This is a genomic window from Asanoa sp. NPDC050611, from assembly GCF_040654855.1.
GTDB lineage: Bacteria > Actinomycetota > Actinomycetes > Mycobacteriales > Micromonosporaceae > Asanoa.
Genome location: NZ_JBFAIU010000104.1, coordinates 1 through 22,187 on the forward strand (window position 1 = coordinate 1; position 22,187 = coordinate 22,187).

General features: G+C 71.4%; 26 protein-coding genes and 1 pseudogene. 12 read left to right on the top strand and 15 right to left on the bottom strand.

Annotation, left to right across the window (positions count from 1 at the left end; translation table 11 throughout):
• Positions 1-66 precede the first annotated feature (66 nt).
• A pseudogene (locus AB0H87_RS18045) lies at positions 67-843 on the top strand (AMP-binding protein); the annotation flags it as partial.
• A gap of 53 nt (positions 844-896) precedes the next feature.
• On the opposite strand, the gene AB0H87_RS18050 reads toward AB0H87_RS18045, so the two are convergent.
• Both AB0H87_RS18050 and AB0H87_RS18055 read right to left on the bottom strand, forming a co-directional pair.
• Positions 897-1,175, bottom strand: a complete 279-nt coding sequence (locus AB0H87_RS18050) for a GlsB/YeaQ/YmgE family stress response membrane protein (RefSeq protein ID WP_360146252.1) — start codon at positions 1,173-1,175, stop codon at positions 897-899.
• A 148-nt stretch (positions 1,176-1,323) separates the two neighbouring features.
• Positions 1,324-3,492 carry an MMPL family transporter gene (locus AB0H87_RS18055; protein WP_360146255.1) on the bottom strand — a complete coding sequence of 723 codons (2,169 nt, stop codon included), beginning with the start codon at positions 3,490-3,492 and terminating at the stop codon, positions 1,324-1,326.
• Positions 3,493-3,609: 117 nt separating this feature from the next.
• Here AB0H87_RS18055 and AB0H87_RS18060 point away from each other — a divergent pair, with 117 nt between their 5' ends.
• The 4 genes from AB0H87_RS18060 to AB0H87_RS18075 are packed head-to-tail and all read left to right on the top strand — an operon-like array spanning position 3,610 to position 6,512.
• Positions 3,610-4,203: a helix-turn-helix domain-containing protein gene (locus AB0H87_RS18060; protein WP_360146258.1), complete on the top strand. Its 594-nt coding sequence runs from the start codon at positions 3,610-3,612 to the stop codon at positions 4,201-4,203.
• A gap of 57 nt (positions 4,204-4,260) precedes the next feature.
• Positions 4,261-4,728: a VOC family protein gene (locus AB0H87_RS18065; RefSeq protein ID WP_360146261.1), complete on the top strand. Its 468-nt coding sequence runs from the start codon at positions 4,261-4,263 to the stop codon at positions 4,726-4,728.
• Positions 4,729-4,782: 54 nt separating this feature from the next.
• A complete protein-coding gene (locus AB0H87_RS18070) occupies positions 4,783-5,523 on the top strand; it encodes an NAD(P)H-binding protein (RefSeq protein WP_360146264.1) in 741 nt (246 codons plus the stop codon).
• A gap of 56 nt (positions 5,524-5,579) precedes the next feature.
• Positions 5,580-6,512, top strand: coding sequence for an NAD(P)-dependent oxidoreductase (locus AB0H87_RS18075; protein ID WP_360146267.1), 933 nt, complete (start codon positions 5,580-5,582; stop codon positions 6,510-6,512).
• A gap of 78 nt (positions 6,513-6,590) precedes the next feature.
• On the opposite strand, the gene AB0H87_RS18080 is transcribed toward AB0H87_RS18075, so the two are convergent.
• The gene (locus AB0H87_RS18080; protein WP_360146270.1) at positions 6,591-7,163 is read right to left on the bottom strand and encodes a TetR family transcriptional regulator; all 573 of its coding nucleotides are present in this window, start codon (positions 7,161-7,163) and stop codon (positions 6,591-6,593) included.
• A gap of 73 nt (positions 7,164-7,236) precedes the next feature.
• Here AB0H87_RS18080 and AB0H87_RS18085 point away from each other — a divergent pair, with 73 nt between their 5' ends.
• Positions 7,237-7,623: a nuclear transport factor 2 family protein gene (locus AB0H87_RS18085; RefSeq protein ID WP_360146273.1), complete on the top strand. Its 387-nt coding sequence runs from the start codon at positions 7,237-7,239 to the stop codon at positions 7,621-7,623.
• Here the strand turns inward: AB0H87_RS18085 and AB0H87_RS18090 are convergent.
• On the bottom strand, positions 7,620-9,056 hold the full coding sequence (locus tag AB0H87_RS18090) for an FAD-dependent monooxygenase (RefSeq protein WP_360146276.1): 1,437 nt from the start codon (positions 9,054-9,056) through the stop codon (positions 7,620-7,622). The two genes, AB0H87_RS18085 and AB0H87_RS18090, sit on opposite strands and share 4 nt — an antisense overlap.
• A gap of 178 nt (positions 9,057-9,234) precedes the next feature.
• Positions 9,235-10,653, bottom strand: coding sequence for an MDR family MFS transporter (locus tag AB0H87_RS18095; protein ID WP_360146279.1), 1,419 nt, complete (start codon positions 10,651-10,653; stop codon positions 9,235-9,237).
• Between the two features lie 122 nt (positions 10,654-10,775).
• On the opposite strand from AB0H87_RS18095, the gene AB0H87_RS18100 reads away from it, so the two are divergent.
• Complete coding sequence (locus AB0H87_RS18100; protein WP_360146282.1) at positions 10,776-11,369, top strand: TetR/AcrR family transcriptional regulator; 594 nt, start codon at positions 10,776-10,778, stop codon at positions 11,367-11,369.
• Between the two features lie 5 nt (positions 11,370-11,374).
• Here the strand turns inward: AB0H87_RS18100 and AB0H87_RS18105 are convergent, their stop codons facing one another.
• Positions 11,375-12,019: a hemerythrin domain-containing protein gene (locus tag AB0H87_RS18105; protein ID WP_360146285.1), complete on the bottom strand. Its 645-nt coding sequence runs from the start codon at positions 12,017-12,019 to the stop codon at positions 11,375-11,377.
• Positions 11,908-12,732, bottom strand: coding sequence for a helix-turn-helix transcriptional regulator (locus tag AB0H87_RS18110; protein ID WP_360146288.1), 825 nt, complete (start codon positions 12,730-12,732; stop codon positions 11,908-11,910). The genes AB0H87_RS18105 and AB0H87_RS18110 overlap by 112 nt, the downstream gene beginning before the upstream one ends.
• A 104-nt stretch (positions 12,733-12,836) precedes the next feature.
• Between AB0H87_RS18110 and AB0H87_RS18115 the strand changes: the two genes are divergently transcribed.
• Positions 12,837-13,658: an SDR family NAD(P)-dependent oxidoreductase gene (locus tag AB0H87_RS18115; RefSeq protein WP_360146291.1), complete on the top strand. Its 822-nt coding sequence runs from the start codon at positions 12,837-12,839 to the stop codon at positions 13,656-13,658.
• Here AB0H87_RS18115 and AB0H87_RS18120 read toward each other — a convergent pair.
• The 4 genes from AB0H87_RS18120 to AB0H87_RS18135 are packed head-to-tail and all read right to left on the bottom strand — an operon-like array spanning position 13,655 to position 17,091.
• A complete protein-coding gene (locus tag AB0H87_RS18120) occupies positions 13,655-14,494 on the bottom strand; it encodes an ABC transporter permease subunit (protein WP_360146294.1) in 840 nt (279 codons plus the stop codon). The genes AB0H87_RS18115 and AB0H87_RS18120 overlap by 4 nt on opposite strands.
• Complete coding sequence (locus AB0H87_RS18125) at positions 14,491-15,450, bottom strand: ABC transporter ATP-binding protein (protein ID WP_360146297.1); 960 nt, start codon at positions 15,448-15,450, stop codon at positions 14,491-14,493. The genes AB0H87_RS18120 and AB0H87_RS18125 overlap by 4 nt, the downstream gene beginning before the upstream one ends.
• The gene (locus AB0H87_RS18130) at positions 15,447-16,529 is read right to left on the bottom strand and encodes a hypothetical protein (protein ID WP_360146300.1); all 1,083 of its coding nucleotides are present in this window, start codon (positions 16,527-16,529) and stop codon (positions 15,447-15,449) included. Before AB0H87_RS18130 ends, AB0H87_RS18125 begins: the two co-directional genes overlap by 4 nt.
• Entirely contained in the window at positions 16,513-17,091 is a 579-nt protein-coding gene (locus AB0H87_RS18135) for a sigma-70 family RNA polymerase sigma factor (protein WP_360146303.1), read from the bottom strand. The genes AB0H87_RS18130 and AB0H87_RS18135 overlap by 17 nt, the downstream gene beginning before the upstream one ends.
• A 105-nt stretch (positions 17,092-17,196) precedes the next feature.
• Here AB0H87_RS18135 and AB0H87_RS18140 point away from each other — a divergent pair, with 105 nt between their 5' ends.
• The 3 genes from AB0H87_RS18140 to AB0H87_RS18150 are packed head-to-tail and all read left to right on the top strand — an operon-like array spanning position 17,197 to position 18,968.
• Entirely contained in the window at positions 17,197-17,682 is a 486-nt protein-coding gene (locus tag AB0H87_RS18140; RefSeq protein WP_360146306.1) for a helix-turn-helix transcriptional regulator, read from the top strand.
• Between the two features lie 21 nt (positions 17,683-17,703).
• Positions 17,704-18,384 carry a gamma-glutamyl-gamma-aminobutyrate hydrolase family protein gene (locus AB0H87_RS18145; RefSeq protein ID WP_360146309.1) on the top strand — a complete coding sequence of 227 codons (681 nt, stop codon included), beginning with the start codon at positions 17,704-17,706 and terminating at the stop codon, positions 18,382-18,384.
• Entirely contained in the window at positions 18,381-18,968 is a 588-nt protein-coding gene (locus AB0H87_RS18150) for a pyridoxamine 5'-phosphate oxidase family protein (protein ID WP_360146312.1), read from the top strand. The genes AB0H87_RS18145 and AB0H87_RS18150 overlap by 4 nt, the downstream gene beginning before the upstream one ends.
• Here the strand turns inward: AB0H87_RS18150 and AB0H87_RS18155 are convergent.
• Positions 18,929-19,555: a VIT1/CCC1 transporter family protein gene (locus AB0H87_RS18155; protein ID WP_360146327.1), complete on the bottom strand. Its 627-nt coding sequence runs from the start codon at positions 19,553-19,555 to the stop codon at positions 18,929-18,931. The two genes, AB0H87_RS18150 and AB0H87_RS18155, sit on opposite strands and share 40 nt — an antisense overlap.
• Before the next feature lie 86 nt (positions 19,556-19,641).
• Positions 19,642-20,499 carry a type I methionyl aminopeptidase gene (gene map / locus AB0H87_RS18160; protein WP_360146315.1) on the bottom strand — a complete coding sequence of 286 codons (858 nt, stop codon included), beginning with the start codon at positions 20,497-20,499 and terminating at the stop codon, positions 19,642-19,644.
• A 66-nt stretch (positions 20,500-20,565) separates the two neighbouring features.
• Between map and AB0H87_RS18165 the strand changes: the two genes are divergently transcribed.
• Entirely contained in the window at positions 20,566-20,871 is a 306-nt protein-coding gene (locus AB0H87_RS18165; RefSeq protein WP_360146318.1) for an STAS domain-containing protein, read from the top strand.
• Positions 20,872-20,874: 3 nt separating this feature from the next.
• Here the strand turns inward: AB0H87_RS18165 and AB0H87_RS18170 are convergent, their stop codons facing one another.
• Entirely contained in the window at positions 20,875-21,591 is a 717-nt protein-coding gene (locus AB0H87_RS18170) for a nucleotidyltransferase domain-containing protein (protein ID WP_360146321.1), read from the bottom strand.
• A gap of 143 nt (positions 21,592-21,734) precedes the next feature.
• Positions 21,735-22,187 (bottom strand): FtsX-like permease family protein (locus AB0H87_RS18175; RefSeq protein ID WP_360146324.1); only part of this gene is annotated, 453 nt, incomplete at its 5' end.

Genomic DNA, 22,187 nt, shown 5'->3' on the forward strand with positions numbered 1-22,187 from the left:
CGCCGACCAGCGCACCACCGGCCTGCGCGGCGAGCAGCCAGCCGCTGAGCCCGCGGTCGCCGGCCGCTCGGCGGACGGTGCGAGATGGCGATCGTCGGCGGGGCGCCGCTCGGCGAGCACCTGGGGCACTTCTTCCGCGGTGCGGGGATCACCGTCCTGGAGGGCTACGGACTGACCGAGACCTCGCCGGTGCTGACGGTGAACGTGCCGTCGGCGCAGCGCATCGGCACCGTCGGCCGCCCGGTGCCAGGGGTGGAGATTCGCATCGCCGACGACGGCGAGATCCAGGCGCGCGGCGACGTGGTCTTCCAGGGCTACTGGAACGCCCCGGAGGCCACCCGCGCCACGTTCACCGCTGACGGCTGGTTCCGCACCGGTGACCTCGGCAGCCTGGATCCGGACGGGTTCCTGCGGATCACCGGTCGGATGAAGGAGGTGCTCATCACCGCCGCGGGCAAGAACCTCACGCCCGGCCCGATCGAGGAGGCCGTCCGGGCGCACCCGCTGGTCAGCCAATGCATGCTCGTCGGTGACGGCCGTCCGTACGTGGCCGCCCTGGTCACCATCGACCCGGAGGCCTGGGACCGCTGGCGCGCCGGCCACGGCAAGTCCGGTGGGTCGCTCGCCGAACTGCGACACAGCCCCGACCTGCGCAAGGAGATCGGCACTGCCATCCACCGCGCCAACCGGGCGGTGTCCCGAGCCGAGCAGGTCAAGACCTTCCGCGTCCTGCCTCGTGACTTCACCGAGGCCGACGGCGAGCTCACCCCGACCCTCAAGATCAAAAGGAAGGTCGTGGCCGAGCGGTACGCCGCCGACGTCGAGGCCCTCTACACCCGCTGAAAACGTGTGGCGGTCCGCCTTTCGGCGCACCGCCACACGCGTTCAGTGCGATATCACGGCGCGGGCGTCGCGGTCGTGTCGGCGGGCTTGCGGGTGCCGAGGTAGTACGTCGCGGCGACGCCGACGAGCGCCAGCACGATCTGTAGCGTGATTTCCTTCCAACCGTACTGCCGGTCGTCACCGAAGATCAGCGCGAGCAGTGCCGCCACCAGCGCGCCGGCCACGGCCAGCGCCGGCGCGAGCCACAGCGCGTTGGGCTGCCGGCTCTTGAGCGCGAAACCACCGGCAAGACCGATAACAGCGCCGATGATGACGGCGAACAGGAAGTTCATGTCTTATACAGCCTTTCTTGCATCGAAGGAGCCAATGACCTGATAGGTGTCCCAGGTTTCATGACCGCTGTCAATGCGCTGGACCGGCAAATTCCGCGCACGACAAAGGCGCCGGCGATTCGCCGGCGCCTTTGTCGTGATTGGACGGTCAGTCGGAGCTGGGCCGCCCCGAGTAGGCCAGGTCGCGCTCCGGCTCCGCCGCCGGCGCGGTGTCGGCGTGACCGGGCCACCAGGCCCGGCGGCCGACCAGCGCCGTGATGCTCGGCACCAGGAACATCGCCATCACGAAGGCCGAGATGAGGATGCCGACGGAGACCGAGAAGCCCATCTCCATCAGGAACGCGATGCCCGCCAGCAGCATGGAGGCGAACGTGCCGGCCAGGATCAGGCCCGCCGCGCCTACCGACGGCCCGGCGTGCTCGACGGCCAGGTCCGCGGCCGTGCGCGGGTCGTTGCCGAGCCTGGCCTCCTCGCGTAGTCGGGCGATCATCAGGATGTTGTAGTCGGTGCCGATCGCCACCACGAACAGATAGAGGATGATCGGCAAGGTGAACGACAGGCCCGGCTTGCCCCCGATGCCCTGGAACGCGATAACCGTGGCGCCGAGCGTCGCGAAGAAGCCCAGCACGACCGCGACGATCAGGTAGAGCGGCGCGACCAGGCTGCGCAGCAGCAGCGCCAGGATGATGGCGATGAGCACGCCCGCGACCGGGAAGATGACCCGCAGGTCACGGTCGTTGGCGTCCTTGACGTCGGCGAACACCGAGCTGAGACCGCCCACGTAGGCCTTGGTGCCCGGCGGCGCGTTCGCGTGGGCGACGTCCCGCAGCTCACCGCCCGCGAGGGCCAGCGCCTCGTTGGAGTACGGGCTGCCGGCCAGCAGCAGGTCGACCCGCGCCACCGTGCCGTCCTGGCTCAACGTGGCCGGACTCCCCTCCGGCCCGGGCATGATGCTGCCCACGCCGGGCACGGCCTTCAGCTTGTCGGCCAGCCCGGTCAGCGAGGCGGGGTCGATCCGCGCGCCGCCGTCGGACTGGACGATGACCTGTGTCGGCGCCAGCGCACCGGCCGGGAAGCCGGCCTGCAGCGCCTCGTAGCCCTCGGCCGACTCGGTGCCGCTGGGCAGCTGCGCGTTCTGGTCGTAGTCGGTCTCCATGAAGAACGACCCGGCCGCCAGCGCGACCATCAACCCGCCGGAGAGCAGCGCGACCACCGCGGGCCGCCGACCTGTGAACCGGCCCAGGCGCTGGAAGACCGTGCCCTTCGGGGTGCGCTTCCAGCTCTTGGACGGCCAGAACACGGCGGTGCCGACCAGCGACACGATCGCCGGGACCAGCGTCACGGCGGCCAGGCCCATCACCACGACCGCGATGGCCAGCGCGGGGCCGAGACTGCGGAACGCGCCGAAGACGGCCAGCAGGAGCGCCAGGAACGCGATCACGATGGCGCCGGCCGCGGACGCGATCACCTCGCCGACGCGGTGCACCGAGGTGACCAGCGCCGGTTTGACCTGGTCGCCCGCGCGTAGTCGTTCGCGGAACCGGAAGAGCAGGAACAGGATGTAGTCGGTGCCGACGCCGTACAACACGATGGTCAGGATGATCTCGATCGACGGGTCGGCGTCGAGCCCGAAGACGTCAGCCATCGTGGCGATCAAGCCGGTCGAGACCACCGTGACGATGCCGACGGTGACCAGCGGCAGGATCGCCGCCAGCGGGCTGCGATAGATGATCAGCAACAGCACCACGATCAGCAGGAACGTGGCCGCGCCGACGATGACCAGCGCGTTGTTGAACGCGTCCTCGTTGTCGGCGTACATCGCTATGTCGCCGGTGACCAGGCGTTCGAGCCCGGTGTTGGCGAGCACCGGATCGCTGGTGGTCCGGATGCTCTCGATCGCCGCGGTCAGCGTCGGGTCCTGCGGATTGTCGCCGAGGCCGACGGTGACGAGCTGGACGAGCTTGTTCGGCGACACCGCCTGCGGCGCCGTGACGGCGCCGGTTACCTTGTCGATCCCGGCCCCGGAGATCGTCTCCGCGAGCTTGCCGACGGTCGCCTGGTCCGCGGCGGTCAGCTGACCGCCGTCGGTGCGCCGGACCACGATGGTCGCGGTGGCGCCGTCCGTCTGACCGAACGCACCCTGCGCGATCTCGGTCGCCTGGATCGATTCGTAGCTGTTCGGCAGGAAGTTCGCCTGATCCGAGGTGGTCTTCAGCTCGGGCGCGAAAGCAAGTGCGGCACCCGCCGCCACCAGCCACGCCACGATGACCCACCATCGTTTGTAGACGACGAACCGCCCCAACCGTTCGAACATCATGTCCCCCCAACCTGCCGCCCGGTAGACGGGATTCTATGCCGGGCGCACTACCCCGCGCGCGCGGTTATTCTCTGCGCTGAAAGCTGTGAGCCGGCTGAGCAACGTCCGGAGGTCGTGATGGACATGGTCGGCGCCACCCGGGACCGGATCCGCGAGCACGCGTTGGCCCTGTTCACCGACCGTGGTTACGCCACGGCGAGCCTGCGCGAGATCGCCGACCGGGTGGGCATCACGAAGGCCTCGCTCTACTATCACTTCCCTTCCAAACAGGATCTTCTGGTCGCCGTCGTCCAGCCGTTGCTCACGCAGTGGCACGACATCGTCACGGATGCCGAGGCGAGCGGCCGCACGCCGGCCGACGTGCACCGGATCCTGCGTCGGTGTGTCGACACGCTGCTGGCCCACCGCGCCGTGGCCAACCTGTTCCTCCGCGACGCGGCCGCCATCCTGCCCGCGCTGGCGCCGCTGATCGCCGACATCGTCGAGACCAACGCGCGGCTGCGCGACTGGCTCGCCGGCCCGGCGCCGTCAGCGGTGGCCCGGATCCGCGCCGTCGCGGTGCTCGAGCTGCTCCGCAGCGCCCTGACCGCCGGCGCGACGCTCGACGACGTGCCGGACGAGCTGGTCCGGCGCACGCTGCTGGAGTCCGCGGAGCTGGTGCTGGCCGCCGGCCGGTCCGGAACGCCCGACCAGCGCGGTCACGCGGCGTAGCGTGGGCTGAAGATCACGGCCCTGCGCGGCCGACCGATTCGACCGATGGAGGTCGAGATGAGCAGCAGCCGGACGCCGGCGGGCATCGGCCCGGTCGACATGCGGCTCGAGGTGGTGACCCTCCCCGTCGCGGACGTCGACCGGTCCAAGGAGTTCTACCAGAGCCTGGGCTGGCGACTGGACGCCGACCTGGACTTCGGCGACGACGTCCGCGGCGTGCAGTTCACGCCACCGCACTCGGACGCCTCGATCCAGTTCGGCCAGGGCATCACGGCGGCCGAGCCGGGCTCCGCGCGGCGCATGGAGCTGATCGTCAGCGACATCGACGCGGCCCGGGCGGACCTGGTCACCCGGGGCGTCGAGGTCAGCCCGGTGTTCCACCTCGACGGCGGACAGCCGGACGCGGGCCCAGATCCGCAGGGCCGCTCCTACCGCACGTTCGCGTCGTTCACCGACCCGGACGGCAACGAGTTCCTGCTGCAGGAGGTCACCCAGCGGCTGCCCGGCCGCCTCTGGACCGACTGAGCACCGCCCGCGCGCTAGGTTGACCTGTCTACGACGAGCGCGCGGGGAGAGTCGATGAGGATCGCGGTCACCGGAGGTACGGGTCGCATCGGCGGCCGCGTGGTCGAGCTGCTGGCCGAGGACGGCCGGCACGACGTGGTCGCGCTGTCCAGCAGAACGGCGCCCTACGACGATCGCGCGGCGCTGCGGGCGGCGTTCGAGGGCGTACACACGCTGGTGTTCGTGTCCAGCGACGGCGAGGCGGCCCGAGTGGTCACGCACCACCGCAACGTGCTGGCCGCCGCCGGCGGTGTCGCGCACATCGTGCAGCTCAGCGGGCTCGACGTGGCGATGGAGTCGCCGTTCTGCTACGCCTTCACCAACGGCGACACCGAACGCCTGCTGCGCGCGGGCGACCGCCCGTACTCCATCGTGCGGACCGGCCTGTTCACGGAGTTCTTCCTCAGCCTGGTCCGGCAGGTGGCCGTCGACGGGACCGTCGCGCTGCCGGCCGGCTCCGCCCGGGTGTCGCTGGTCTCCCGCGAGGACGTGGCGCGCGGCCTGGCCGCGCTGGCGCTCGGCGAGCCCGTCAACGGGCACCGCGACGTGACCGGACCCGAGAGCCCCACGGTGGCGGAGGTGGTCGAGGCGGCCGGGTACGCGTACGCCGAATGCACCTCGGCGGAGCTGATCGCGACGCTGGCCCGGCTCGGCGAGGAACCGTGGTGGATCTACGCGTACACCTCGATGTTCGAGTCCATCAGCCAGGGCCGCTGGGCCGGAGTGGCTCCTGTGACGGACGGTACACCGGCCTGACACTTCTCGTCGCCGCCTCGTCGTTCAGAGAAAGGAGCACGGGGAAGGACGAAGTCATGCGAGTGTTCGTAACCGGAGCGACGGGTGCGGTGGGTCGCCACCTCGTCCCCGGACTGGTCGAAGCGGGACACCAGGTCACCGCCACCACGCGGTCGCCGGGCAAGGTCGACGGGCTGCGCGCGGCGGGCGCCACGCCGGTCGTCGTGGACGGGCTGGACCGCGAGGGCGTGATCGCCGCCGTGCGGGCCGCCGAGCCCGAGGTGATCGTGCACCAGATGACGGCGCTGTCCGAGATGGGCCGGCTGCGCAACGTCGACCAGGAGTTCGCCGCCACCAGCGCGCTGCGTACCCGCGGCACCGACAACCTGCTGGCCGCGGCGAAGGAGGTCGGCGCCCGCCGGGTCGTGGCCCAGGGCCACAACTTCATCTACGCGCGGACCGGCAGCATGGTCAAGACCGAGGACGACGCGCTGGACCCGCGACCGGTCCCGTCGGCCGCGCAGGCGATGGCCGCGATCCGCTACCTGGACGACGTCGTACCGTCGTCCGTGCCGGAAGGCCTGGTGCTGCGCTACGGCACGTTCTACGGTCCGGGCGCTTCGGACCAGTTCGTCGACGGCGTACGCAAGCGGCAGATGCCGATCATCGGCGGCGGCACAGGGGTCTGGTCGTTCATCGAGACGTACGACGCGGCCGGCGCGGCCCAGGCGGCGGTCGAGGGCGGCGCACCGGGCGTCTACAACGTCGTGGACGACGAGCCGGCGCCGGTGTCGGAGTGGCTGCCGTACCTGGCGGAGGTCGCGGGCGCGAAGCCACCGATGCGCCTGCCGGTGTGGCTCGGCCGGATGCTGGCCGGCGAGTTCATCGTCACGCAGATGACCGAGGCACGGGGCGCGTCGAACACCAAGGCGCGCAAGGAGCTCGGCTGGACGCCGAAGTACCCGACCTGGCGGGACGGCTTCCGCTCCTGGGTGGCTGCCACTCGATAACCGGGTCCGCGTCCGGCAGGATCGGTCGCGAGCAACTACGGCGGCGTTCCCTCCTCCTGGTTGAAGCGACGCGAGGCGCTAGCGGGCGCCAAGGAGGCGGAGGAGGCTGGTGCGCAGGGCGGCGTCGGCCTCGGCGTGGGACATCCGGCCGGCGTCGGCCTCCTCGGCCGCGGCGTGGCCGATCCGGATCGTGAGCGTGGCCAGCCACGCTGCGGAGAGTTCGGCGTCGAACTCCCCCGCGCGCTGGCCGCGGCTGATCACGCGGACCAGGCGCGCCGTGACCGGTTCGTGGCGTTCCTGGTCCTCGCGCGGTGTCACCGGGACGGCGTTGGCGCGCTGGAACAGGACGCCGTGCCGGGCGGTGATCCGGGCGCTCGTGTCGAGCAGCCGCAGCAGTGCCTCGGTCGCCGTGCCGGCGTCGAGGTCGACGGCGTCGAGCGCGGCCATGGCCTCGTCGGTGACGCGGTCCAGCACGGCGGCGAGCAGGGCCTCGCGCGAGCGGAAGTGGGCATAGACCGTCTGCCGGGTCACCCCGGCGGCAGCGGCGATGGTGTCCAGGCTCGGGTCCGGGCCGGCGTTCAACAGCTCGACCGCCGCGTCCAGGATGGAGTCCCGGCTGCGCTGGGCGTCGGCTCGCATGTTGCGCGTCATCTCTTACACCTTGTAAAGAATGGTTGGGCGCGTATATCTTACAAGCTGTCAAAGATAATGGTTTGGGGGCGGCATGCGGGCGTTCGACGGGACCGATCCGAAGCAGTTCATCTTCGACTTCGTCACCTCGTTCGGGCGGGAGGTGCTGCACAGCGAGGAGGAGGCGGCGACGGTCGTCGACCGCTACCACACGCCGGACGTGGTCCAGGTCGCCGACGGGCACCGGATGGACCGGGCCAAGCTGATCGCGCACGCGCGCCCGCTGCGCAAGCGCAAGCCCAGCAGCCGCGTCGAGGTGCACGAGGCCGTGGCGCAGGCGGACGGGCTCGCGGCCCGCTACACCATGCACGTCGAGGACCGCGGCCGCCGCTTCGCCATCGACGTCCACTTCTTCGGCCGGTTCACGCCCGACGGCCGCATGCGCGAGGCACACATGCTCACCCGGACGGTTCCTGGCTAGCCGGCGGGCCTGCCGAACCAGCGGCCGAGGTGGTCGTTCAGGTCCTGCTGGTCGTCACCGATCCACGCGACGTGACCGTCGGGACGCAGCAGGACGCACGGGACGCTCAGCTCCGCGGTGGGATCCGCGAGGTGGTCGACCCGGTCCGACCAGCCGCCGGCGGTCAGGCGCCCGGTGCGGTCCAGGAGCAGGCCCCGGCCGCGATGCAGCAGACCGTAGAGGTTGCCCTGTGCCAGCTCCACGTCGCGCAGGCGGCGGCCGAGCAGGTCGGGGCCCGCGCCGAAGTCGTAGCGGACGCCGATCGCGCTGATCTTCTCGACCAGATGCCGGTTCACGTCGTCGAAGGCCATGAGCTCGATGAGCAGCCGGCGCACGGCCTGCGGGCCCGGCTCGGTGGACTGCAGTTCCATCTGCGCGCGGGTGTTGTCCAGCACGCCCTCGGCGACCAGCCGGCGTTCGGCCTCGTAGGTGTCCAGCAACGTGTCCGGCGCCCAGCCGCGGATCTGTGCGGCCAGCTTCCAGCCGAGGTTGACCGCGTCCTGGACGCCCAGGTTCAGGCCCTGCCCGCCGATGGGCGGATGGATGTGTGCCGCGTCGCCGGCCAGCAGCACCCGCCCGGCCCGATAACGTTCGGCCAGCCGGGTGGCGTCCCCGAAGCGGGACAGCCAGCGCGGGGAATGCACGCCGAAATCCGTCCCGGCGATGGCACGCAGCTGTTGCTTGAAATCGTCCAGGGTGGGCGGTTCCGCACGGTCGCTGACTCCCGCGGCCCGGACCACGACGCTGTAAAGCCCGACGCCCACAGGCCGGAGCCAGAATCCCTGACGGGACCCGCGGACCTCGGCCATCTTGGCGGCGATCTCCTCACCTGGCGCGGCCGCGGCCATCTCCCCCATCAGCGTCTCGGTCCGCGAAGCCTCGCCGGGGAAGCCGATGCCGAGCAGCTTGCGCACGATGCTGCGCCCGCCGTCGCAGCCGACGAGGTAGCGCGATCGCACCTGTTCCCCGCCGGCCAGCTCGACCGTCACACCGTCGTCGTCCTGCGCCAGACCGGCCACCGCGCGACCACGCCGGACCTGGGCGCCCAGCGCGATCGCGTGTTCCTCGAGCAGGCGGACGATGACCGGCTGCGGGATGCCCAGCAGGTAGGCGTACGCGGAATCGAGGCCCTGCGGAGCGGGTTGGTCGATGGCGGCGAAGTAGGCACCGGCCGGACGCTTTCTGCCGTGTTGGAGAAGGCGGTCCAGCAGCCCGCGCATCGCCATCAGCTCGATGCTGCGGATGTGCAGGCCGACGATGCGGGCGAACGACACGGGCTCGGTTTCCTTCTCCACGACGAGTACCCGCACGTCGTGCAGCCGTAGCTCGGCGGCAAGCATCGCGCCGGTCGGCCCGCAACCAGCGATGACCACGTCGTACCGCGAAGAGTTCATGGGTGTTGCCTTTCGGGAGTGCCTCGTCGGTCCGGCGCTCCCGGCGACACCTACGTCGATCGCCCGACCGTGACGGGAAGGCGGAGCACCCATGTCCGTGCAGCGTTCATGGGTCTCACCTCCTCGGGTGGTGTCGCGGTCCGCTGCAAGCTACAAGCCTTGGCATCATCGCGTCCAGTCAGTTCCTGGCTGGGGGCGCCGGTGCGGGTTCCGGTGCCTGTTGGGCGCCCGGCAGCCACAGCGACAGCAGGACGGCCACGGCGGAGAAGCCGACCGACCACCAGAACGCCACATGGAACGCGTCGGCGACCGACTCGTGCGCGGTGGTGGCGGCGGCGAGGATCACCGCGAGGACGGCCGTGCCGAACGAGCCGCCGATCTGCTGCGCGGTGCGGGTCAGGACGCTGGAGTGCGGGATCTGCTGCTTGTCGAGTCCGATGTAGCCGGCGACCATCACGGGCATGGTGACGGCGCCGAGCCCGAAGCCGCGGACGACCATCCAGCAGGCGAGCGACCAGGCGCTGGTGTGCGGCCCGGCCAGGGCGAACGGAACGGTCGCGGCGGCGACCACGGCGAAACCGGCGAGCGCGATCGCGCGTGCGCCGAACCGGTCGACGTTGCTGCCGACGACGGTGCGGGACAACAGAGCGCCGACTCCCTGGGGTACGAGCATGAGCCCGGCGGTCAGCGAGGTGGTGCCGCGCACGCCCTGGTAGTACAGGGGCATCAGCAGCATCGCGCCGTACAGGGAGAAGCCGGAGAAGAACAGCACCGCGCTCGAGGAGGCGACCGATCGCTTGGCCAGCAGCCCGATCTCGACGAGCGGGTGACTCTTGCGCAGCGCGTACCCGATGAAGGTCGTCAGCAGCGCGACGCCGGCGACGAGCGGGACGAGGACGTCCGGGTGGGCGAACCCGGCGGCGGACCCCGCGTTGGCCAACCCCAGCAGGACGAGCAGGATGCCCGGCGCGATCAGGACGAGCCCGGCCACGTCAAGTTTCGGCCGCTCGGCCGCGGGTTCGTCGAGACGCAGGTAACGCTGAGCCAGCAGGAGGCCGACCACGCAGAACGGCACGTTCACGGCGAACATGAACCGCCAGCTCAGGTGCGTCACGATGGCGCCGCCGACCAGCGGGCCGAGGATCGGGCCGAGCAGTGCCGGCAACGCGACGTAGGTGACGAGCCGCCCGAGCGATCTGCCGTGCGCGGCCTGGAAGATGAGCGTGGTCATCAGCGGGAGCATGAGACCGCCGCCGATGCCCTGGACGACCCGCCAGCCGATGAGCGACCCGACGTTCCACGCGAGGGCGGCCCCGATCGAGCCGGCGAGGAACACGGCGAGGGAGAACATCCACAGCCGCTTCCCGCCGAACCGCTGCAGGCCCCAGGTGGACAGCGGCACCGCGATGCCCAGCGCCAGCAGGTAGCCGGTGGTCACCCACTGGATCGTGGTGACCGAGGTGTCCAGTCTCTCCGCGAGGGTGTGCAGGGCGACGCTGACGATCGTCGTGTCGAAGACGACGGCCATCGCGCCGACGATGAGGATCAGGGCCGTCCTGACCACGCCGGGGTCCAGCTTCTCGGTCGGAGGTTGCACAGGTGTCGCGACCATGCGGAGCCCGCCTTCATAAGAGATGGTTCCTTCTCTTATGAAGCTAGGCGGCCTCGTTAAGGAATGCAAGCCTCTCTTATTGCCCGATTGACGGTACGCTGAACGGCATGACCGAACAGGCGCAGCGCACCCGGCAGCGCCGGCGCGGGGAGGCGCTCGAGACCGCGCTGCTGGAGACCGCGTGGGACGAGCTCGTCGAGGTCGGCTTCGCCCGGCTGACGATGGAGTCGGTGGCGGCCCGCGCGCGGACCGGGGTCGCGGTGCTGTACCGGCGCTGGCCGCGCAAGGACGACCTCGTGCTCGCCGCGATCCAGCACTTCGGTGACACGCACCCCGTCGAGATCCCCGACACCGGGAGCCTGCGCGGCGACATGATCGCGCTGCTCAGGGGGGCCAGCAACGGCCGCGTCCCGTTCGTGACGGTCGTCAGCGCCGCCTTCTCGGGCCTGCTGGCCAGCAGTGGTCTCACCCCGGCCCAGGTGCGCGAGAAGCTCCTCGGTGACCGCCAGCCGAGGTCCGCGGAGCTCTACCGCCGGGCGCACGAGCGGGGCGAGATCGACCTCGACCGCATCCCGCCGGTCGTGCTGACGATGCCGTTCGACCTGATGCGCCACGACATGCTGATGACCTTCCAGCCCATCACCGACAAGCGGATCCTGGAGATCGTCGACGATCTGTTCCTACCGCTGGTGTCCGCCTGACCTGCTCAGCGCCGGCCCGGCCAGCTGGTCCAGTTCGCCAGGACCGGCTTGAGTTCGGTCTCCTCCAAGGCCAGGTGCGCGAGCAGGTGGTCGGACAGGGCGCGGAGTGCCTCGACCAGCTTGCGCCGGGGTGCGGCGTCGTTGCCGCCGAGCTGGCGTGCCGCGCCTTCGACCTGGTCGAGCAGGTCGGCTACGAGCCGGTGGTCGTCCTTCAGTTTGGCCACGGTCGCGCGCAGGTGCGGCGCCGCCCGTACCACCGCCGGGAACAAGGCCTCGTCCTCGTTGTGGTGGTGGGCGTGCACGACCTGGCAGTAGCTCAGGCAGTTCACCCGCAGCTGGAACAGGGGCCCGTTGGTCTTCAGGCGCGTCAGTCCGGACCTGACGTCGCGCGCGGGCGCCCCGCCGGCCGCGGCGTCAGCGAGCCGGCGGACGGTCGCCAGATCACGTCGAAGCATGCCGTGTACGGACTTCAGCTCGTCGAACAGGGGGTTGCGCCCGGAGCCGGCCCGTTGGGGCCCACGCCCGGAAGGGGTCCGTTTCACCGGGCGGCCCGGGTCAGGGCCAGCAGGCGCTCGGCGGTCGGGGTGCCCCGCAGCGGAGAGAAGATCGCCAGGATGTGCGAGCGTTCTTCGGCAGCGAGGAACTGGCACTCGAACTCGAGCAGTCCGACCTCGGGATGGCGGATCCGCTTGTGGCGACGGCGCAGCGCGGCGACGTCGTGCCGCTTCCACAGCGCCGCGAACTCGGGACTCTCGGCCAGCAGGCGCGACACCAGCGACCGGGCGGGCGCATCGCCGCGGCGGGTCACCGCGGCACGCAGATCGGCGACCAGTGCGCGGGACTCCGCGGCGTGGTCCTCGACCGGAAAGCCGCTCCGCGCGGCGGGGTCGCGGAACCAGCGGTAGATGAAGCTCGCCTCCGGTCCGGTGCCGACGATGTCCGGACCGAACACGGCGCGGGCCAGGCCGTTCTGCACCAGGGTCCCGCCGAGGTCGGTCATCACCTGGGCCGGGATGTCGGTCAGCGCGTCCAGGGCACTGAGCAGTGCCGCGGGAACATGCCGCTCGTCGGTGTGGCGGTCGGGAACACGGTGGCCGGTGAGCCGGTAGAGGTGGTCACGCTCGTCCTGGCTCAGCCGCAGCGCCCGGGTCAGCGAACGGAGCACGGGCTCGGACGGCACGGCGGTCGCCCGCTGCTGTTCGAGCCGGGTGTAGTAGTCGGTCGAGATCCCGGCCAGCGCGGCGACCTCTTCGCGGCGCAGCCCGGGGGTCCGGCGCCGGCCGGCCGCGGGCACGCCGACCTCGCCGGGACGCAACGCGTCCCGGCGCACCTTGAGGAAATCCGCCAGCAGTGGTGCATCCACCCACCCAGTGTGCGCGTGGCGGAGTGAGACTCACTCTGCCTGGGCCGTGGGAAAGATCGCAGGCTGGATCACGACCGATCCGACCGATCCTGGGAGTACGCACCATGTCCACGTGGTTCCTCACCGGCGCGTCCCGCGGGCTCGGCGCCCACTGGGCCGAAGCCATCCTGGAACGCGGCGACAACCTCGCCGCCACGGCCCGCGCCGCCGCGTCCCTGAAGCCGCTGACCGACCGCTACGGCGACCGCGCGCTCGCGCTCGAACTGGACGTCACCGACCGCGCCGCCGTCGACGCCGCGGTCGACGCGGTCGAGCAGCGCTTCGGCGGCATCGACCTGCTGGTCAACAACGCCGGCCACATGCTGGTCGGCGCGGTGGAGGAGGTCACCGCCGAGCAGGCCCGCGCGCAGATGGACGTCAACTACTTCGGCGCGCTGTGGACCACCCGGGCCGTGCTGCCCGGCATGCGCCGGCGGGGCCGCGGCCGGATCATGCAGGTCTCCTCCCTGGGCGGCCTGATCGCGTACCCGGCGCTGGGCATCTACGAGGCGTCGAAGTGGGCGCTCGAGGCGATGAGCCAGGCGCTGGCCGCCGAGGTCGCCGCGTTCGACATCCAGGTCACCCTGATCGAGCCGATCGTGTTCCCCACCGGCCTGGCCGCCACCTCGCCGCAGGTCACGCGGATCCCGGCGTACGCGCACGCCCACGAAGCCCTGTACGCGGGCTCGGCGTCGGGCTTCGTCCCTGGCGACCCCGCCGCCACCGCCGCGGCGATCCTCGCACTCGCCGACGCCCCGAACCCGCCGCTGCGCGTGCTGTTCGGCATCAACGGCCTCGACCCGCTACGGGCCGAGTACGCCGCCCGCCTCGCCGAGATCGAGCAGTGGGACGACCTGTCCCGCCTCGCCCAGGGCAACCCGGCCTAGAGGTCGCGGCGGCGGAAGGACAGGGCCGCCAAGGTGAGGGCCAGGGCGATCCAGACCGCCGCCCAGGTGAGGTAGGCGGCGGTCAGTGGCGCCTCGCCCATGAACGGGTGGCCCTGCATCCCTGGGCCGAGAGCGAGCAGGACCGACGGGTCCTGGAACGCGTTCATCGCGCCCCGCCACAGGCCGTCGGTGGGCAGCAGCATGCGGGAGACTTCGCCGATGCGGGCCACGCTGTCGTTGCCCAGCGCCCGACCGATGCCGCCGACCACGCCCGCGATCCAGGTCGCGCCGAACAGGCCCACGGCGACGATGCCCGAGGCCATCGGGGAGATGACCGTGCTGAGCAGCAGGCCCAGGGTGAGCAGCGCCGTCGTCTGGGCCGCGAGCAACGCCAGGCCCGTCACCGGGCCCGGTGGCCAGTAGCCCATCGTGAACCAGACGATCAAGAACTGCGCGAAGCCCGCCACCGCCACGAAGCCGCTGCCGAAGATGACCAGGCCCAGCCACTTGCCCGCCAGCACCGACGCGCGGCGGATCGGGCGGGCCAGCATCGCCAGCGCCGCGCCCGACTCCATCTCGCCCGCCATCGTCGGGCCCGCCAGGAACGCGGTGCCCAGCGCGGCGATCAGGCTCAGGCCGAACATCACCAGGTTGAGCACAGTGGACGCCGCGATGCTGGCCTCGCCGCTGGTGAGCCCGCCGAACTCCGCGTCCAGCCGGTAGAAGCCCCACGCGCTCAAACCGAGCAGCAGGAACGTCATCACCGCGAGGGCGCGCAGCACGCGCCGGCGGGCGGCCTCCCGCAGGGTCAGGGCGGCGAAGGTGAGGACGATCATCGGTGCTCCTCTGTGGACCCAGAACGCAGGATGTCGAGCAGCCGCTCCTCGAGGCTGATCCGGCCCGGTTCGACGGCGTGCACGCGTACACCTGATGCGACGAGGTCCGCGACCAGGTCCGGCACCACCGCGTCGTCGTCCAGCGCCACCGTGAACGCGTCGCCGTCGCGGGTGAGCTTGCCGGCCGCGGCCAGGAGCGCTTCGGCGTCCGGGCCGACCTCGTCGAGCCGCAGCCGCAGCTCCCGCTGGCCGAGCAGCTCCTCGAGCGTCCCGGCGGCCGCGATCCGGCCCTTGTCGAGGATGACGACGCGGTCGCAGACCCGCTCCACCTCGCCGATCAGGTGCGAGTTGAGCAGCACCGCGACGCCCCGCGCGCGCAGCGACAGCAACAGGTCGCGCACGTCGGCCCGGCCGAGCGGGTCCAGGGCGCTGGTCGGCTCGTCCAGCACCACGAACTCCGGCCGCGCGACCAGCGCCACCGCCAGGCCGAGCCGCTGCTGCATGCCCTTGGAGAAGCCGCCGACCCGGTCGCCGGCGCGGTCCGCGAGGCCGACCAGCGCGAGGCACTCGCGGCGTTCGGCATCGGGCACGGACACGCCGGCGAGCCGCACGTGCAGCGCGAGCACCTCCGCCGCGGTCAGCCACGGCTGGTAGCGGAACAGCTCGGGCAGGTAGCCGACCTTGGCCCGGGACCGCGGGTCACGGGACGGCCGGCCGAGCAGGAGCACCTCCCCCGCGTCCGGGCGCACGAGGCCCAGCAGGATCTTGATCACCGTGGTCTTGCCGGCGCCGTTGGGGCCGAGCAGGCCGACCACCTCGCCGCGACCGACGGTGAACGACACGTCGTCGACCGCGGTCCGTCGCCGGTACCGCTTCCGCAGCCCCGAGCACCACACCGCCGCCGCGGGCGGCAGCTCGTCGATCACGCCCGACTCGGCGGTCGCCTCCGCGGTCACCGCGGACCCAGCCCGCGCGCCACCGACAGCACCTCGTCGCCGCTGAGCGGACCCGCCACCGCGGTCACCACCGTGCCTTCCAACCACACCACGGCCGCCATCGTCTCGTCCTTCGACGTGAGCAGCGTGGCCGGCACGCCGCGGACGTCGGTGGCCGTGCTCGTCATGTGCTCGACCGACATGAACAGCGGCAGCGTGGTGCCGTCGCTGGAGAAGTTCCGCAGCTGCGCCGCGACGTTCGCCGGCAGGATGGGCAGCGACAGCAGATAGTCGCGGGCGGTCGCGAACGGCACACCGGTCGAGTACGCCGTGGGCGCCACCGCACGGGCGACGATCAGCGCCGGGTACGGGCGGTCCGCGCCCCACACCGCCGCGCAGCCGGGGCCGGCGGTGAGCCGGAACTGACTGCCGTCCAGGCCGGGCGGCGGTGGTGGCAGCGTCTGGCCGCGGGACCGGGCCGTCTGCTCGGCCTTGTCGGCCCGGTAGGTGAACAGCGCGCTCGCCCGGGCGCCCGCGTAGTAGGTGGGCTCGCCGGCGACGCCGCGGGGCAGCGCGCCGGGCTCGGGGACCGTGAGCCCGCTCGCCTTCGCCGCCGCGGCCGCGTCGGCGACCCTTTGGATGTCGAGCTTCTCCGTCGGCACGAGGTCGCCGAACTGGTCGAGCTCCGGGATCTTGACGAGGTCGGCCTCGGGGGCCGTGACCGGGGCGATCCGCTCGGTGCGGAAGACCTGCAGCCAGTCACCGGCGGCCGCGGCGCCGGCCCCGACGAGGACGGCGGCGACACCGACCGCGGCGACCGCGGGGCTGCGCAGCCAGGTGCGCCAGCCCCGGCGAGGCGCGGCGGCGGCTCGGGGGCGTTCCTCGGCCGCGACGGCGTGGGACAGCCGCCGCCACGCCCCGTCGACGTCCGCGCCGGTCTCGACGTGCAGCGCGTCGGCGGCCGCGTCGGCGTCGCGGCGCACCGCGGCCAGCTCGGCCCGGCATCGCTGGCAGCCGGCGATGTGCGCGCGGTCGGCGTCGGCGACCCCGGCGGGCTCGTCCAGGAGCCGGCGTAGCGTGCCGTCAGTCGGATGACGCATGACGGTTCAACTCCTCGCGAAGGGCTGACTCGGCGCGCCGGACGGTGGTGCCCACGCTGCCGGGTGAAAGATCGAGGGCGGCGGCGACCTCGGCGTAGCTCAGGCCGCTGTGCCGCAGGACCAGGGCGACCGCCTGCCGCTTGGGCAGCTTCGCCAGCGCCGCGCGTACCCGGCGACGCTCGTCGAGAGTGACCACCGCGTCGGCGACGTCCGGCAGGACGGTGGTGCCGTTGCCGGCCGCCACCTCGCGGGACGCTCGTCGCCGGCCGGAGCGCAGGTGGTTGAGCGCGGTGTGGGCGGCCGCCACGGACAGCCAGCCGGGCGCCTCGGCCGCGGGCACCGTCGACCGGCAGAAGGTCAGGAACACCTCCTGGGCCACGTCCTCGGCCTCCGAACGTGAGCCGAGGACCCGGGCGGCGACGGCGACCACCCGTGGGTACGCGGACCGGAACACCTGTTCGAGATCGGCCCGGACGGCTCCGTTCGTCACCACGGCGCCGCCCTTCCGCTCGGCCTGGTAGCCCCCGGCCAGCACCGCGGCGCTCTGCCCTTCGACGTCCACACTTACAGAGCACCGCCGGGCGCGGGGATGTGACAGCCGGTTTCTCAGAAGTCCAGGATGTCGAACGCGCCGACCTGGCGGAACCCGAGGCGGCGGTAGACCGGTGTGCTTCCTGTTTCTGGGCTTTTGCGGGCCGCTCGGCGGCGGGCTGATCTCAGTCAGCGGCAGCTCGCTAAGAAGAGTGGGGCCAGTCATGGGACTGTGGGGCGTATCGAGGCCGGAGATTTGGCGCCTAGTTTGGCTATGGTCGAGCGGTTGTTGGCGGCCTGCGGGTTTCGGATCGTGGTTGTCGATCATTGCAGTCGGAAGTTGCAGCCCATCGTGGACAGCGACAACACGCTGGATGGTGGGCGGCGGCGGTTTCCGGCTCACCTCGATGTGATTCTTGATCCGTTGCCGGGGGAGTGGTGGGGCGATATCTACGGGCTCGCGCGGCCGCCGGAGACGTTCTTTCGTGATCGAGGGCGGCGGGATCGGCAGCGGCGGCGGAGTCAGTGGGAGGTGCGGGTCGCGCGGTTTCGTCGCGATCCGGCGCCGCCGGCCGAGGAGGCTTTCTACGCGTTCGGGTTGAAGATCGGGTCTTCCCGCTAGAGTGAGCTGATGTCTCGGCCCGTGATCGGCCTGACCACCTACGCCGAAGAGGCTAGGTTCGGGCTCAACGACACGTTCGCCGCGGTGCTGCCCTTTGCCTATGTCCAGGCGGTGCACAGCAGCGGCGGCCGTGCGGTTCTGATTACCCCTGACGCGCCCGATGTCGATGCCCTTGACGGGCTTGACGGCATCGTGTTCACGGGTGGCTCCGATGTCGACCCTGGGCTCTACGGCGAGCAGCCGCATCCGACGACGCACGTCAAGCCTGAGCGGGACGCCGCCGAGATGATGTTGCTGCGGGCCGCGTTGGCCGCTGATCTGCCTACGTTGGCGATCTGTCGCGGGATGCAGCTCATGTCCGTCGCCTACGGTGGGCGGCTGCACCAGCATCTGCCCGACGTGCTCGGGCATGACAACCACCGGCCCGTGTCCGGGCCCAAGTTCGGGTTTCATCCCGTCGATCTTGCTCCCGGGTCGCTCGCCCGCAGGCTGCTCGGGGAGTCGCTCGAGGTCAACTCGTTCCACCATCAAGGGGTGGCCGACCCGGGCAAGCTGACCGCGACCGGGTGGTGTCCCGAGGACAACCTGATCGAGGTCGTCGAGGACCAGTCGCTGCGGTTCGCCATCGGTGTGCAGTGGCATCCCGAGGACACCACCGACCATCGGCTGTTCGCCGCGCTCGTGGCAGCATCGAGGGCATGAAGCTGCACGAGAAGATCGACGGGCGGTTGCGGGAGTTCATCGAAGCCCAGCACATGTTCTTCGTGGCCACCGCGCCGTCCGGGGATGACGGGCACGTCAACCTGTCGCCCAAGGGGATGGGTGGCACGTTCGCCGTGCTCGGCGAGCATCGGGTGGCCTACCTCGACTTCCACGGCAGCGGGGCGGAGACGCTTGCGCACCTGCGGCAGAACGGGCGCATCACGATCATGTTCTGTGCGTTCCAGGGGCCGCCCAACATCGTCCGGCTGCATGGGCGGGGGAGCTACACCCCGATCGGCGATCCTGACATTGGCGAAATGCTCCGACACTTCCCGGACGCGCCCGACCTGGGTGGGCTGCGTGGGGTCGTCACGGTCGAGGTGGGCAGGGTCAGCGACTCATGTGGGTACGCCGTGCCGTTCATGAGCTACGAGGGTGACCGGGACCTGCTGTTGCGGTGGTCCGAGCGCAAGGGCGACGCGGCGCTGGCCGACTACCGGCGGCAGAAGAACGCCACGAGTATCGACGGGCTCCCGGCGTTCCCTCAGGCGGCCGAGACGCCGATCAACGTGCCGATGCCGTAGGTCGCCGCCGCGGCCAGGCCGCCCAGGATCAGCTGGCGGGCGCCGCTCGTCCACCATCGGCGCTTGGTGAAGCGGGCCACCAGGGCGCCGGCCAGGAACAGGCCGAAGCCGCCTACCCCGAGGGCGACCCACAGGTTGGACAGGCCGAACAGGTAGGGCAGGAGCGGGACGACCGCCCCGACCGAGAAGAAGACGAACGACAGGATCGCCGCGGTCCATGGGCTGGGGTGGTCCTCCGCGTCCACGCCCATCTCCTCCTGGACGTGGACCCGCAGCGCTTCCCGCGGGTTCGCCCGTAGGGCGTGTGCCACCTGGTCGGCCAGGTCCCGGGGCAGGCCCCGGCTCACCCACGAGTCGGCCAGCTCCTGTGCCTCCGCCTCCGGGTTGCGCTCCAGCTCCCGGCGCTCCTTGGCGACCTCCGCGCTGACCTGCTCGTTCTGGCTGCGGACGCTCGTGTACTCACCCAGGCCCATCGAGATCGCGCCCGCCACCAGGCCGGCCACGCCGGTCAGGACCAGGGTGCGTGAGCCCACACCACCGCCGCCGACGCCGGCGATCAGGGCGATGTTGGTGACCAGGCCGTCCATCGCGCCGAAGACGGCCGGGCGGAGCCGGCCGCCGGAGACGTCGGCGTGGTGGTGCGGTGGGGGGAGCTCCGGGTCGACGGTCGCCGTCACGGAAGGGTCAGGATCTCGTGGCCGTCGTCGGTCACCACGATCGTGTGTTCGAACTGTGCCGTCCACCTGCGGTCCTTCGTCACGACGGTCCAGCCGTCGCTCCACATGTCGTACTCGTGCGTACCCAAGGTGATCATGGGTTCGATCGTGAAGGTCATGCCCGGCTCCATGATGTCGGTGGGCCGGGGGCTGTCGTAGTGCGGCACGTACAGCCCGCTGTGGAACGCCTCGCCGATGCCGTGGCCGGTGAAGTCACGGACCACGCCATAACCGAAACGTTTCGCGTACGACTCGATGACCCGGCCGATGACGTTGATCTGCCGGCCGGGGGCGACCGCCTTGATGCCGCGCATCATCGCCTCGTGGGTGCGCTCGACGAGCAGGCGGTTCTCCTCGGCCACGTCGCCGACCAGGAACGTGGCGTCGGTGTCGCCGTGCACGCCGCCGATGAACGCCGTCACGTCGACGTTGATGATGTCGCCGTCCTCGAGGACGGTCGAGTCCGGGATGCCGTGACAGATGACCTCGTTGAGGCTGGTGCAGCACGACTTGGGGAAGCCCTTGTAACCCAGCGTCGACGGGTACGCGCCATGATCGACCAGGAACTCGTGGACGACCTTGTCGATCTCGTCGGTGGTCACGCCCGGCTTGCAGTGCTCACCGGCGAGTTGGGTGGCCTGAGCGGCGAGTCGCGCCGCGAGCCGCATCTTCTCGATCGTCTCCGGCGTCTGCACGTTGGATCCGCGCCAGGGGGTCGGCCCCTTCTTCCCGACGTATTCCGGTCGGGCGATCGAGGGCGGCACCTGGCGCCACGGCGAGATCTTGCCAGGAGCGAGCGGAGCACGGTCGGCCATGCTTCACACACTAGCGACGCCGAGCGGCTGCTTGCCGGGGCCAGAGGGGTGTGCCAAGGTTGTGCCGTGGATCAAGAGGAGACCGTCTTCTCCGCCACCGCCGAGGGTGACGCTGACCACCGTCGTGTGGTCGTGACCGGCGAGGTCGACATGGCGACCGCCGACCAGATGTTCCAAGCGGCGACCCGCGAGCCGGCCACCAAGGTCACGCTGGACCTGAGCGCGGTGACGTTCTTCGACTCGGCGGCCATCCAGGCCCTCGTGCGTCTCACCGACCGCATCCCGCACCTCGCGGTGATCCCGTCCCGCCGGGTGCGGCGCGTCCTCGACATCGCCGGTCTGGGCGATCAAGGCTGGCTGTCCCCCGAATAACCGCTACCGGTCGAACAGGTCGCTGACCGTGCCGTCCACCGGGCGGCCGCGGTCGGCCAGGTCTTTCGCCTGGTCGCGAAGGATCGTCCCCAGCTCGGCCAGGTCGGCACCGGCCACGCCCGTGCGGTGGACGGCGTCCGCGCCGTTGCGGAAGTACGTGCGGGTGAGTAGGCCGATGACCGTGGCCGCGGACAGGCGGGCCTCGGCCAGCATGACCAGGGCGGCGTCCGTCTCGTACCAGGCGGCCAGCCGGGTGGCGCGGGCGTGCGCGGAGGCACCCCGGCACCAGGCCTCGCGGGCCAGGGCCGTGAACTCGGCGTTGCGGGCCTCGGCCAGGCGCCCCAGGTGGACGTCGCGGAGCTTCTCCAGGCACGCCTCGGGGTCGTAGATCGGCTTCGTGGTCACGTACTGGTCCGCGGCCAAGGGCCAGGAGGTCGACAGGGTACGGGCGTGTCGCAGGTACTCGTCGGCGGCGACCACACCCAGGTCCACGAGTACGCCGTCGACGCGGCGGGCGACGGGACGGGGACCCGCGCCCGGGCGGTAGGTGACGACGACCAGGTCGACGTCGCTGGTGTCGGTGTCGTCGCCGTGCGCGAGCGAACCGTGCACGCCGATCGCGAGGATGTCGGCGGGATATCGCCGGCGGGCCGCGTCCGCGACCAGTTCCGCCACCACCCACCGCGGGTTCGCCAGGTAGGGGTTCGGCTCTTCGGTCACGGCCGTCATTCTGGTCCCTCAGGTAGGGCCGATCCAATGAGTGACTGTCATGCGACCCATGGTGGGTGCGCTCCCAGTGCGACGCTCGTGCCCGACAGGCCAATGGCACGATGCCGGGACCACCCGGATCAGACGCGCTCCCGTCAGTCGGCCCGCCGTTCGATCGGGAGCCGGGCCCGGGTGAGCAGGCCGGTGCCGAGCATCGCGATCACGGGGATCGAGACCAGGAGCAGCAACACGACTCCGGGTACGGCGAACGGGTACGGGATCTCCCGCGGCCAGTTGCCGGCGTTCTGCCGGTTGAACGACGCCAGGATCGCCCAGCCCGAGCCCAGCCCGGCCACCGTGCCGAGCAGTGACCCGAGGCCGGCGATCACGCCCGCCTGGCTCAGCGTCAGCACCCGGCGCACGCTCGGCGCCGCGCCGATCGCGGCCAGTGTGGACAGGTCGCGCCGGCCGTCGGCCGCGGCCAGGCCCGTGGCGACGAACGTCGCGCCCAGGGCCACGATGATCGCGGCCGCCGCGAGCACCAGGATCTCCGTCGGCAGGCCCGTCGGCGCGCCCAGCTCGATCGTCGCGTAGCCCTTGCCGGGCAG

Bases quoted from the DNA above. Each gene is read 5' to 3' on its own strand.
- AB0H87_RS18050 (WP_360146252.1), bottom strand. From the start codon at position 1,175: ATGAACTTCCTGTTCGCCGTCATCATCGGCGCTGTTATCGGTCTTGCC.
- AB0H87_RS18055 (WP_360146255.1), bottom strand. From the start codon at position 3,492: ATGATGTTCGAACGGTTGGGGCGGTTCGTCGTCTACAAACGATGGTGG.
- AB0H87_RS18060 (WP_360146258.1), top strand. From the start codon at position 3,610: ATGGACATGGTCGGCGCCACCCGGGACCGGATCCGCGAGCACGCGTTG.
- AB0H87_RS18065 (WP_360146261.1), top strand. From the start codon at position 4,261: ATGAGCAGCAGCCGGACGCCGGCGGGCATCGGCCCGGTCGACATGCGG.
- AB0H87_RS18070 (WP_360146264.1), top strand. From the start codon at position 4,783: ATGAGGATCGCGGTCACCGGAGGTACGGGTCGCATCGGCGGCCGCGTG.
- AB0H87_RS18075 (WP_360146267.1), top strand. From the start codon at position 5,580: ATGCGAGTGTTCGTAACCGGAGCGACGGGTGCGGTGGGTCGCCACCTC.
- AB0H87_RS18080 (WP_360146270.1), bottom strand. From the start codon at position 7,163: ATGACGCGCAACATGCGAGCCGACGCCCAGCGCAGCCGGGACTCCATC.
- AB0H87_RS18085 (WP_360146273.1), top strand. From the start codon at position 7,237: ATGCGGGCGTTCGACGGGACCGATCCGAAGCAGTTCATCTTCGACTTC.
- AB0H87_RS18090 (WP_360146276.1), bottom strand. From the start codon at position 9,056: ATGAACTCTTCGCGGTACGACGTGGTCATCGCTGGTTGCGGGCCGACC.
- AB0H87_RS18100 (WP_360146282.1), top strand. From the start codon at position 10,776: ATGACCGAACAGGCGCAGCGCACCCGGCAGCGCCGGCGCGGGGAGGCG.
- AB0H87_RS18115 (WP_360146291.1), top strand. From the start codon at position 12,837: ATGTCCACGTGGTTCCTCACCGGCGCGTCCCGCGGGCTCGGCGCCCAC.
- AB0H87_RS18120 (WP_360146294.1), bottom strand. From the start codon at position 14,494: ATGATCGTCCTCACCTTCGCCGCCCTGACCCTGCGGGAGGCCGCCCGC.
- AB0H87_RS18130 (WP_360146300.1), bottom strand. From the start codon at position 16,529: ATGCGTCATCCGACTGACGGCACGCTACGCCGGCTCCTGGACGAGCCC.
- AB0H87_RS18150 (WP_360146312.1), top strand. From the start codon at position 18,381: ATGAAGCTGCACGAGAAGATCGACGGGCGGTTGCGGGAGTTCATCGAA.
- AB0H87_RS18155 (WP_360146327.1), bottom strand. From the start codon at position 19,555: ATGGACGGCCTGGTCACCAACATCGCCCTGATCGCCGGCGTCGGCGGC.
- map (WP_360146315.1), bottom strand. From the start codon at position 20,499: ATGGCCGACCGTGCTCCGCTCGCTCCTGGCAAGATCTCGCCGTGGCGC.